Source organism: Candidatus Flexifilum breve (genome assembly GCF_016713355.1).
The window spans coordinates 536,422-548,140 of record NZ_JADJPI010000035.1 but is presented as its reverse complement, the minus strand read 5'-3'; the positions used below and the strand labels follow the sequence as shown (position 1 = coordinate 548,140).

7 protein-coding genes are annotated in these 11,719 nt (G+C 61.3%); all 7 read left to right on the top strand.

Annotated elements, in window-relative coordinates; all coding sequences use genetic code 11:
* Nucleotides 1-14: 14 nt before the first annotated feature.
* The gene (locus IPK17_RS25330; RefSeq protein WP_343420479.1) at nucleotides 15-2,519 is read left to right on the top strand and encodes a DUF2298 domain-containing protein; all 2,505 of its coding nucleotides are present in this window, start codon (nucleotides 15-17) and stop codon (nucleotides 2,517-2,519) included.
* A 9-nt stretch (nucleotides 2,520-2,528) separates the two neighbouring features.
* Nucleotides 2,529-4,400, top strand: coding sequence for a glycosyltransferase family 39 protein (locus IPK17_RS25325; protein ID WP_343420478.1), 1,872 nt, complete (start codon nucleotides 2,529-2,531; stop codon nucleotides 4,398-4,400).
* 68 nt (nucleotides 4,401-4,468) lie between these two features.
* Nucleotides 4,469-5,053, top strand: coding sequence for an RNA polymerase sigma factor (locus IPK17_RS25320; RefSeq protein ID WP_343420477.1), 585 nt, complete (start codon nucleotides 4,469-4,471; stop codon nucleotides 5,051-5,053).
* A gap of 3 nt (nucleotides 5,054-5,056) precedes the next feature.
* Nucleotides 5,057-5,536 carry a zf-HC2 domain-containing protein gene (locus IPK17_RS25315; RefSeq protein ID WP_343420476.1) on the top strand — a complete coding sequence of 160 codons (480 nt, stop codon included), beginning with the start codon at nucleotides 5,057-5,059 and terminating at the stop codon, nucleotides 5,534-5,536.
* Between the two features lie 11 nt (nucleotides 5,537-5,547).
* On the top strand, nucleotides 5,548-9,426 hold the full coding sequence (locus IPK17_RS25310; protein ID WP_343420475.1) for a flippase activity-associated protein Agl23: 3,879 nt from the start codon (nucleotides 5,548-5,550) through the stop codon (nucleotides 9,424-9,426).
* A 207-nt stretch (nucleotides 9,427-9,633) separates the two neighbouring features.
* Nucleotides 9,634-11,439 carry a transcription termination factor NusA gene (gene nusA / locus IPK17_RS25305; RefSeq protein WP_343420474.1) on the top strand — a complete coding sequence of 602 codons (1,806 nt, stop codon included), beginning with the start codon at nucleotides 9,634-9,636 and terminating at the stop codon, nucleotides 11,437-11,439.
* A 37-nt stretch (nucleotides 11,440-11,476) separates the two neighbouring features.
* Complete coding sequence (locus IPK17_RS25300) at nucleotides 11,477-11,719, top strand: YlxR family protein (protein WP_343420473.1); 243 nt, start codon at nucleotides 11,477-11,479, stop codon at nucleotides 11,717-11,719.

Here is an 11,719-nt window from a genome sequence, read left to right as displayed (position 1 = left end):
GGGAAGGGTAACCGGTGAACGTGTTTGATTGGCTGCCCCGCGAAGGGGGAATCGTCCTCAGTTGGTGGGCGTTGGTGACCGCCGCCGGGGTCGGCGTGCTGCCGCTGAGCTTTCGCCTGCTCCGCTGCCTGCCCGACCGCGGTTACACACTGGCGCGCGCGCTTGGTCTGCTGCTGACGGGTTTCGTCTTCTGGCTGCTGGCGATGTTCGGCTTTATTCGCAATACCCCCGGTTCGATGATCCTCGCGTGGGTGATTGTGCTGGTCGCCGGGCTGATTGTGTATCTGCGCGAACCGATCGATTTGCGGGCGTGGTGGCGGGAAAACCGTGCCGTCGTGATCGTCGGCGAAGTACTGTTCTTCGTGCTGCTGTTTGCGTGGGCGATCTACCGCGCGCACCAGAATGCGATCACCTTCACCGAAAAGCCGATGGAACTGGCGTTCCTCTCGTCGGTCATGCGCTCGGAAGTCTTTCCCCCGGCGGATCCGTGGCTCTCCGGCTACGCCATCAGCTACTACTATTTCGGCTACGTGATCGCGGGCATGCTCTCCAAGTTGAGCGGCATCACGAGCACGATTGGTTTCAACATGACGGCGGCGCTCCTGTTCGCGCTGACCGGGATCGGCGCGTTCGGTGTGGTGTATAACCTCGTTCGGTCGCGGGCTAGCGGTTCCGGTGAACCGAAGCGGAGTGCGGCGATCTGGACGGGGATCATCGGCATGATTTTCGTCGTGCTGCTCGGCAACTTCCAATTGGCGCTGGTCGAAGTGCCGTATCAGACGAACACGGCCCCGCAGGAATACCTCGCCTTCTGGGATATGAACGAACGTCAGAACCAGATCGGCGGGCCGGGCAGCGCGGACCTCAACGACTGGGGCAACTGGTGGTGGTTCCGCAGCGCGCGCGTGCTCAACGACCGCAACTTCGATAATTCGCGCGAAGAAGTCATCGACGAATTCCCACAGTTCAGCTTCTTGCTCGCGGACAATCATCCGCATGTGCTGTCGCTGCCCTTCGCCGTGCTGGCGCTCGGGCTAGCGCTCAACGTCATCCTCAGCGGACGCAAGCCCAACCGCAGCGAAACGGTGCTTTATGGTCTGGTGATCGGCGGGCTGATCTTCCTCAATACGTGGGATGGTCCGATTTACGCGGCGGCGCTCCTTGGCGCAGAGGCGGTGCGCCGCCTGATTCGCACCGGACGCTTGACGCTTGACGATCTGCTCAGCGTGTTCTGGTTGGCGCTGACGCTGGTGGTCGTGGCGGTCGTCGCCTACCTGCCATTCATCATTTCGTTCCGGTCGCAGGCGGCAGGCGTCGTGCCCAACCTCGTCTACCCGACGCTGTTCCGCCAGTTCTTCATCATGTTCGGGCCGCTGCTGCTCATCCTCGGGCCGTTCTTAGTGTTGGAGCTGTGGCGCGGTTGGGGGACGCTCAACTGGCGTTTCGCCATCCGCACCGGGTTGATCGTTCTCGGCGGGCTGATTCTGCTGCTCGTCCTGTTCTCGGTCGTCGGGTATGTGATCCCCGCGCTGCGCAATCAGGTCGGCGGTTTCATTGAAAGCAATGGCGGCCTTGGGCGCGTGGTCAGCCTGGCGCTGAGCAAACGCGTGACGCACTCACTCACGGCGCTTGTGCTGACACTCGGCGTGATCCTCGTGCTGGCGCGGATGTTCCCGCGGCGCTCCGCAAGTCTGAACAACCCGGAGGCGGCAGTCGCGCCGATCTACCCGCCCGCAACCGGCTTTGCGCTGCTGCTGGTTGGGCTCGGCTTGATGCTCACGCTCACGCCGGAATTTGTCTACCTGCGCGATAACTTCAGCACCCGCATGAACACCGTGTTCAAGTTCTACTACGGCGCGTGGCTGGTGTGGAGTGTGGCTGCCGCCTATGCCGTGTATACGATTGTCTCTGATCATCAGTTGATGCGTCCGCCAGTCTCACTGCGCGCCGTGTTCATCGGCGGGTTGGCGCTGGTCATGGCGTTCGGGCTGATGTTCCCAGTCGCCGGGGTGTATCACCGCGCCATTGTCGAAGCGGGGCGCACTTTCAGTGAAGTGCCCGTCACGCTTGACGGTGGCCCGTCGTTTACGTGGGCGGATGATTATCAGGTCGCGCTTTGCCTCGGCGAACAAGTCGAGGGCAATGATGTGACGGTCGCGCAGGCGGTGGGTGGGCAGTATCATGGCGAATTTGGCACGGTCGCTACGTTGACCGGGCTGCCCGTGCTGCTCAACTGGGTCGGGCATCAGCAGCAGTGGCGCGGTGTCGAGGGGTACGCCGAACTCGGCGGCACGCGCGACGCGGACATCCAGACTCTGTACACGTCGCCAACATGGCGGGACACCGCGATTCTGCTCAATCAGTACGGCGTCGACTATGTCGTGTTCGGCACCATCGAACGCTCGACGTTTGGCGCGGAGAGCGAAATCAAGTTCCTCGATAATCTTGATATTGTCTGTGAAACCGGCGGCAGTCGCATCTATCGCGTCACGCCGGAAGCGATTCAGTTCAGCCAGTAGGGAAGCCGTATGCAGACTGTAGTGACTGCCCCTGTTCTTGAACGTCCGACGCTGGCGATTCGCCTCGAAACGGTCGCCTACCTCGCCGTGATTGCACTGGCACTGGTGCTCCGCCTCGCCAGTCTAGGCGCGGTGCCGATGGCGGCGTCGGAGACCCACAATGCCTTGGCGGCGTTTCGCGTCGTCGTGCCGGAGGCGTCGGGCGAACCGCTGACCGCGACCAGCCCGCTCCTCTTTGCGGTGCAGGCGCTGGCGTTCGCCGTGTTCGGTACGTCAGAATTTACCGCGCGGCTGTTCACCGCACTGGGGGGCGCGCTGCTCGTCCTCACGCCGCTCCTCTTCCGGCGCGAACTGGGCAGCACACGCGCGTTCGTGTTCGCCGTATTGCTGGCGGTATCGCCCGTTGGGTTGGTCGCAGCGCGCTTCAGCGCTCCGGTGATCTGGTCGATGCTCAGCGCGATCGCCCTGTTGTGGGCGCTTCTGCGCCTGCGCGGCGGTGATGATGCGCCGTGGATCAAGATCGTCGCGGCGGTGAGCGGCGGCAGCCTGATTTTCCTGAGCGAGGCGGGTGGCCTGCTGCTCGCCTTGATGCTGCTCGGCGCGCTGGGCATTGTCACCGTGTGGGAACGGCGCGCACAGACCTTCAACTTTGCGGAGGCGGAGGCTAAGTCCGCCGCGACCAGCGCATTCGTCGGAGCCCGTTTCGGTACTTGGGGGATGCCGCTGCTGGTAGCGGGCGCCTTCGTGATCCTCGTCGCGACCGGGACGCTCCTTAACCCGAGTGGCTTGAACGCGGTCGGCGAGGTGTTCGCCGGGTTCGGGCGGGGCTTCACGCAAGCGCCGGATGGGGCGATTACGCCGTTTGCGCTGTACGTCAGCCTGTTCTATGAGCCGTTCTGGTGGGCGTTGGCGCTGGCCGGGGTGGTCGTGCTGATCAATCGCCAGTCGTTCACCTTAATCGACCGCTTTCTGGCTGCTTGGTTGGTCGTGGCGATGATCGGTTCGTTGGTGTTCGTTGGGGCGGAGGCGTATCACGCGCTGTGGTTCACCGTACCGCTGATCGGCTTGACCACATCCGCCGTTATGGCGATGCTCAAGCCCGTGCGCGAGACCGAAATCTTCGCGCCGCCCGCGTGGGCGCGCTGGGTGATCGCGCTCGCCTTCATCGCCGTGCTGGTTGTGTTCACGGTTTCAGCGCAGGCGCTCGGACGTTCGCTGCTGACCTCGACCAGCGAGTCACTGGCGACGGCTACACTTAATGCCAACAGCGTGATCCTCGTGATCGTCTCGATCATGTTCCTGATCATCGGTTTCTTCCTCGTGGCGAGCGTGTGGGGCAATACCAGCGCGCTCCAGGGCGTAGGGCTCGGCGTGCTGATTTTCGGCGCGATCACCTCATTGGGGAGCGGGTGGGGCGCCGCGGTCAGCGAGGCCGACAGTCCACGCGAACCCTTCCACTTCTACGCGACGAGCACCGATGTGCTGCTGCTGCGCGAAACGCTGCACGAACTCGCCGAACGCAACAGCGGTGGGTTCAATGTGCTGCCGCTCAGCGTGATGGCGCCACAGGACGGGGTGATCGCGTGGGTGGTGCGTGATTTTACGCAGGCCGAATATATCACCGATTTACGCGACGCACTCGGTGATCAGGTTGTGCTGCTGCCTGCCTTTGATGATCCGCCCGCGCTTGGCACCAGCTACGTCGGGCAGGACTTCATCACCGCGCTGACATGGACGCCGCTGGCCATCTATGCACTCGATGTGCCGACGTGGTGGATGCAGCGCCATGCTCGCTTCACATGGATGACGCTGGAATCGACCGTGCTGTGGCTGCGCCAGGATATTTACGAGGGTGTCGAACCGCAGGATGCCGCCGGATGAACCCACGAGGTGAGGAATTCTCCAAGGCGTGCTGTACAATAACCGCACGCTGAGGGGTTAGGAACGGTATGATACCCGAAGAAGTTGAGTCGAGCATGCGCCGCGCGCTGCGGGGCGACCAAAGCGGTTACGCCGCGTTATACGAATTATTCGCGCCCGGCATCTACCGGTTGTGCTACAGCCTGTTGTTCAACCGGGAAGATGCGGAAGACGTGACGCAGGAATCGTTCGTGTATGCGTTTCGCAATCTGCAGCGCTACGATGCCAAGCTGTCGTCGTTCAAAACGTGGCTGTATACCATTGCCATCTGCCGCTGCCGCAACATGTACCGCAAAAGTCAGGTGCCTACGTGCGATCTCGCGCCGTTCCTGAATAACGGTCTGCCCGCGCCCCGGTCAGAGACGCCGGAAGCCGCGCTGGCGCAGCAGTCGGCACGGGAAGCGGTCAGCCGCGCGCTGGCCTCGCTGACACCCCGGCTGCGCGAAGCGGTTGTGCTGCGCTATGGTCACGGACTGACGTACCGTGAAATCGCCGAAGTGATGGATTGTCCGCAGAAAACCGCCGAAAGCCGCGTCCGGTTGGCGCATGAAGCGCTGCGCGGTTCGCTGCAAGCCGTGGGTCAAGGGTTGTTGGACGAATTACTGAGTTTCTAAACTATGATTGCTTGTCGTGTTTGCCGGGAACATCTGCCCGGATACATTGCTCGTGAACTAGCACCTGCCGTGCGGTCTCAGGTGGCCGAACATATTCAAACCTGTGACGCATGCTATGCGGCGTATGTGCATCAGCGCGAACTGAGCAGCGAACTCAGCCGCACGCTGCCCGGCCTCGGCAATCCGCTGCCCAGTCTGGATCGCATCTGGGCGGGGGTGGAAGCGGAGATGCGCGCGCCCAAGCGCCCGACGATCAGCTTTGAGCAAGCGCGCTACAGTGTGGCCGTGGTGCTGCTGATGATAGTGCTGCTGCTGCCGTGGTCGCTGCGCGCCCACCAGTTCAACCTGCCGACGCCGCCGACACCCGCGACGATCAACACACCCGCGACACCGGCAGTGCTCACGGCCAAGACCACCAGCGAATTTCTGCCGCCTGTGCAGCCGAATCACGCGCCCGTCCTCGGCGCGACCGATACTCCTTAGGGGTTTTCTTTATGGCAACGACGTACGATCAATACCCGCAGTCGTCCCGCTCTGATGCGCTCAGCCGCCTCTGGGCGCGCACGTATACCATCAACTGGGAAGTAGTCGCCTACATCGTGATTCTGGCGATTGCCTTGATCACCCGCTTTGCCGGGCTGGGCGACCGCGTGATGAGCCACGACGAAAGCCTGCACACGTATTACTCGTGGCGGCTGTATACCGAAGGCGATTTCCAGCATACGCCGCTCATGCATGGGCCGATCCTCTTCCATGCGACAGCGTTCTTCTACTTTCTGTTCGGGGATAACGACTACACCGCGCGCCTGTATCCCGCGATTTTGGGCGTGATGATGGTGATGTTCCCGATCCTCTTTCGAAGATGGTTAGGGCGAACAGGCGCGCTGCTGGCGTCGATCATGATTTTGATCTCGCCGCTCCTCTTGTTCCACCATCGCTATATTCGCGAGGACACGCCGTCCATTTTCGCGACGCTCGTGATGGTCTACTGTCTATTTCAATATGTCGATGGACCGCTCAAAGCCAGGCGTAAACCGATCTGGCTGTACATTTTCGCGGGCGCGATGCTCTGGAATCTTGGCTCGAAAGAATCGGCGTTCATCTACATCGCCATTTTCGGTCTGTTCCTAACGCTCTTCTGGGCGATTCGCCTGTTTCAGCACCTCTTTCGTCGACCGAGTAAGGCGCTGTATCAGTTCGTCACGCTGGCGATTTTGCTCGGCTGTACGGTCACGCTGGTGATGGTGGCCGTCCTCAATATTTCGCTGGCAGAATTTGAAACGCTGGTGGAACGCGTCGGCTATGTCGTCCAGCAAACCGGGGTCATGCTCACTGGGGGGGTAACGCCGGACTCGTATCGCACTTTCCTCAGTTGGACGCTGCTCGTCGCCGCCGGGACGCTGGCGGTTGTGCTGCTCACATCGTGGTGGGCTTCACTCAAGACGCGCCGCTTCCGCCCGCGCGATGTGGTCGTGATTTTGCTGCTCACGTTGGCGGCGTTCATCGGCCTGATCGTCGTGGAAGAAATCTCGCAGGAACCGACGCGGCAAGAACGCACGGCTGAACTCGAAAGCGTCGATCCGGTGACCGTGGATGGCATCAACTGGTTGCCGATTGTTGCAACGTATCCGGTTGCGCTGATCGTGCTGGCTGTGCTGGTTTATTCACGACGGGTCAATTGGTGGCGCACGTTGTACCGCTTCCGTGAACTGGATATATTGCTGCTCATGGGGTCACTGGTGCTGCCGTGGCTGACAGCGGCGGTCATCAAAATGGCCGGTGCTGATCCAACCGATTACTCTTCCACGGGGATCACGCGCACAGCGATTGCGCTGGTGCCGTTCATGACCATTTCGATCGCCGTGGGGTTGACGTGGCACTGGCGGCGCTGGACGGCGGCGGCAGCGGTGTTCTATGCCCTGTACATCTTCTTCTTCACGACCATGTTCACCAATCCGCAGGGGCTCGCCTCCGGCATGATCGGCAGCCTCGGCTACTGGCTCAAGCAGCAGGGGGTGGAGCGCGGAAGTCAGCCGCAGTACTACTACACGCTGATCATGATGCCGATTTACGAGTACCTGCCGCTGATCGGCAGTTTCCTCGCCATGCTGGCCGGGCTGACGATCTTCTTCCGCCAACGCCAGCGTGAACTCCCGGAAGCGGCCAGCGACGAGGCGAGTCTCGCTGCTGCCGCGGCCGAACCGGTGATCGAGCGTGAGGTGCTGGTCAATAACCCGCGGGCGCTGCATCGACTCTCGTTTGTGCTGTTCGCGGCCTGGTGGGGGTTGTTCAACTTCCTCGCGTATACGATGGCAGGCGAGAAGATGCCGTGGCTGACCACACACATCACGCTGCCGCTGATCTTCGTCACCGCGTGGTACTTCGGGCGCGTGTTCCAGAATATCGACTGGGCGGTCTTCTTCCGGCGCGGGTGGCTTTATCTGCTCCTGCTGCCGTTCCTGTTCGTCGCCGGGTTCCAGACGCTCGCGCCGTTCCTCGTCGGTAAATCGCCATTCGCGGGCTTGCAGCAGGCGCAGCTCACCGAGTTCAATCAGTGGCTGGCGATGGTCTTCCTGATCCTCGTGATCGTGTTCATCATCGTGCAGGTGATGCGGCACACGGGCTGGATGCACTTCCGGCGCATGTTCGGCGTGGCGGCCTTCGTGGGCTTAGCCCTGCTGACGGCACGCACCGCGTGGGCGGCGGCCTTCATCAACTATGACTTCGCCAACGAGTTCATCGTGTACGCGCATGCTGCGCCCGGTATCAAGCTGATGATGGAGCAGGTGGAGGATGTCAGCCGCCGCACCACCGATGGCCTCAACATCAACTTTGCGTGGGGCGGGAACGCATGGCCGGTGACGTGGTACTTCCGGGACCTGAAGAACGCCCGCTTCTTCGGCGACAGTCCGTCGCCGGGGGCAATTGGCGATGCCGCGGCGATCTACGTGAGCGAAGATATTCGCGCGCGCATTGAGCCGATCCTCGAAGATCGCTACTACCGCTTCGAGTACATCCGCATGTGGTGGCCGATGCAGGACTACTTCAACCTGAACTCGACGCGCGTCAATAACGTACTCGATTTTAGCGGGAATAATCCGATCTCCAGCGAACTGCGGCGCGGCTTGTTCGACATCTGGTGGTCGCGCGACTATCAGCGCTACGGCGAGGCAGTCGGCTCCGGCTATGATTTACAAACGTGGCCCGTCTCGGAACGGCTGTTCCTATACATCCGCAAGGATATCGCCGCGCAGGTGTGGAACCTCGGCGTTGGCGATGGCACGGTGTTAAACCCGCTGGAGAGCACGACGGTCAACCAGTGTACGGCGAACTGGCAGCAGTTGTATGGCGATGTGAGTTTCGGTTCGACGCTGGACGGCCAACCGATGAATCACGCGCTGGATATTGCCGTCAGCAGTGACCGCGTGTTTGTAGCAGATGAGTTTAATAACCGTATTTCGGTCTTCGATCTCGATGGAGGTTTCCTGTACTACATCGACGGCGTGACGGGCGGCGGGCAGCCGCTTCTGCGCCCGAATGGCGTGGCGATTGCCCCGGATGGCACGTTGTACGTCGCAGATACGTGGAATTACCGCATCGTGCAGTTTACGCAGGACGGGCAGTTCATTCGCGGTTGGGGGCAGATGGGAACGTTCGGCGCGTTTGCCGAAACCGTGCCGACCGATGCCTTCTGGGGGCCGCGTGACGTGACGGTCGACGATCAAGGCTTTGTCTATGTCGCGGATACGGGCAACAAACGGATCCGCGTGTACACCGCGACCGGTGAATATGTGCGCGATATCGGCATGGCAGGCAGCGCGCTCGGTCAGATTGATGAGCCGAGCGGCGTGGTGACTTCGGCTGATGGCCGCCTGTTCGTCGCGGATACGTGGAATCGCCGCGTGTCGGTTTTCAACCGGGATGGCACGCCGATCACGACCTATGATGTGCGCGGGTGGTACGAAGACCTCGGCAACCGGCCGTACGTCGCGATTGATGAATTCCGCCATCTGCTCTATGTCACTGATCCGGATGCGGGGCGCGTGCTGGTGTATGACACCGACGGCAACTGCCTCGGCTCGTTTGGTCAGCCGAGCGATGCGCCGACGGATAACAGCCAGTTCGACGTAATCGGCGGCATCGCGGTCGATGCCGAAGGGCGCGTTTACGTGACAGATGCGTCGGCCTCCCGCGTTCTGCGTTTTGCGCCGTTCGTACTGGAGCCAGTTGCGGTGCAGGGCAACGCAGCGGCGGTCGTTGAAGTGACGCCGGAAGTTTCCGCGGAGACTTCGCTGGAAGTCCAGTCCGGCGGCGGCAGCGTGATCATCGGCGTGGAAGTGACGCCTGAAGCCACTGCGGAAGCGACCGAATAACGCCACATACTCACGTCGGGGCAGGGGAGACCGTGCCCCGACGCGACCCCTAATAGGCGGTCATAAGCCGTCTTGTCAGTCACCACAAGCTATGATAAGATAAGGGCAGTGAAAAGTGGGCAACCCCCACTTTTCTTGTATTCGCGGCATGAACTGTCGCGTCGTCATCCCCCCCAACCGTCCTTACGGGAGTTGAGAACTAGCAGCATGAAAAGCGAGTTTGAGGTCGCCTTTAACGAGATTGCGGAACTGCGCGCGCTTCCGCGCGATACGGTGCTCGAAGCACTCCGTACCGCGCTGATCTCCGCTTATCGACGCGATGCAGGGATTGGGCAATCGCAGCGAGTCGAGGCGGATGTCGATCTCGACAGTCCGCGTCCCAGAATTAATATCTTAGTTGAAAAAGAAGTGGTCGAAGACGTTCAGGATAGACGAACTGAAGTCGATCTCGAAAATGCTCGCTACTACACCCCCGAAGCGCAGTTGGGTGACATGGTGATGGTGCGCGCCGACAACACGACCAAGAACTTCGGTCGTATTGCCGCGCAGACCGCCAAACAGGTCATCTTGCAGAAGATTCGCGAAGCTGAACGCAATTCGCTTATGGCGGAGTTCAGCGAACGCGAAGGCGATCTCGTCAACGGGACGGTGCAGAGCGTGAACGCCAACATGGTGACGCTCAGCTTAGGGCGCACCGAAGCCGTCATGATGCGCAACCAGCAAATCCCCGGTGAGAAGTACAAGCCGCATGATAAGCTGCGTGTGTACATCGTCGAAGTCAAGAAGACGAACCGCGGCCCGCAAATCGTCGTCAGCCGCAGCCACCGCAACATGCTCCGTCGTTTGCTCGAATACGAAGTGCCCGAAATCTACAACGGGCAGGTCGAAATCAAGAATATCGCCCGTGAAGCTGGCTACCGCTCGAAAGTCGCGGTGGCAGCGCTCCAGGAGGGCATCGACCCGGTTGGCGCGTGCGTGGGCATGCGCGGCAACCGTATTCAGAACATCGTCAAGGAACTCCACGAAGAGAAGATCGATGTCATCGAGTGGAGCCCGAATCACGAAGTGTTCATCGCCAAGGCGCTCAGCCCCGCCCGGGTGAGCGGCGTGTATCTGGACGATGATCCGGACGCCGGACGCACGGCGGTCGTGATTGTGCCCGACGATCAGCTCTCGCTGGCCATTGGCCGCGAAGGGCAGAACGCGCGTCTGGCGGCCAAACTGACCGGCTGGCGCATCGATATCAAGAGCGTCACGGAAGCTGTTCAGGAAGCGCTCGATAACCTGGGCAAGCCGCCGTTAAAAGACGTGCGCAACCAGCAGGCGGAATTACTCGGCGAAGTCAGCCGTATCATGGAAAAGCGCTCGCTCGGGCGCGCGGTGATGCCGGAAGAGTACACGCTGCTGGGCAAGTTTGCTGACCTCGTGCAGCGCAAGCAGATCGCGGCGCGCGAAGCTGCTCGTCAGCAGCGCCTCGCCGAAATCGCGGCTCTGCGCGCGACGCTGCCGCAAGCCGCTTTCCAGATGCCGGTGACGACGCTGCAGCTCCCCGACAATATCATCGAAGCCTTGCAACCGCTCGGCACGGTCGGTGAGATCATGCTGCGCTATCTGCTCGACGAAAACCATCTCCGCCGTCTGCTGCATGATGCGCCCGCCGAATCGCTGCGCCGCATTCAGGATGCGCTCGATCAGATCGTGTTCCCCGAGAATCCGCCCGTCGAAGCCGCTGCGGCTGCCGAACCCGGTCAGCCTGCGCCCGCCGTTGAGGCGATGCCGGATGATTTCGATCTGGCGCGTCGGGGCAAGGTCGCCGGGAAGGACGATGCTTTTGCCCCCGTGGCCTTCGACGAGGACTTTGAAGACGATGGCACTGGCCTCGACAAGAGTGGCAAGAAGGGCAAGAAGAAGAAGGGGCGTCAGCTCGTCTATGATGAGAAGGCGGGCGGTATGGTCGTCAAGCGCCAGCGCAAGCGTGGGCGCGGTGATTGGGACGAGTGGGACGACAATTAGGTAGTCAGGGATGATGAACGGGCAGCCTCGTAAGCATGTGCCAATTCGAACCTGCGTCGTGTGCCGCGATAAAGCGGGCAAACGCCAATTGACGCGGGTCGTCCGTACGCCTGAAGGTGTCTATGTGGATCCGACGGGTAAGCTGAATGGGCGAGGGGCATATCTATGCGAGAACTGCTGGGAACGCGCCGTGAGTTCAGATGTACTAGCCAAGGCGCTGCGTGCGCCGCTGACAGAGGCGGATCGTGAACGACTGCGTAACGCCGGGTTCAAGTCATGA

Coding starts and splice junctions, on each gene's coding strand:
- IPK17_RS25325 (WP_343420478.1), top strand. CDS start 2,529: ATGCAGACTGTAGTGACTGCCCCTGTTCTTGAACGTCCGACGCTGGCG.
- IPK17_RS25320 (WP_343420477.1), top strand. CDS start 4,469: ATGATACCCGAAGAAGTTGAGTCGAGCATGCGCCGCGCGCTGCGGGGC.
- IPK17_RS25315 (WP_343420476.1), top strand. CDS start 5,057: ATGATTGCTTGTCGTGTTTGCCGGGAACATCTGCCCGGATACATTGCT.
- IPK17_RS25310 (WP_343420475.1), top strand. CDS start 5,548: ATGGCAACGACGTACGATCAATACCCGCAGTCGTCCCGCTCTGATGCG.
- nusA (WP_343420474.1), top strand. CDS start 9,634: ATGAAAAGCGAGTTTGAGGTCGCCTTTAACGAGATTGCGGAACTGCGC.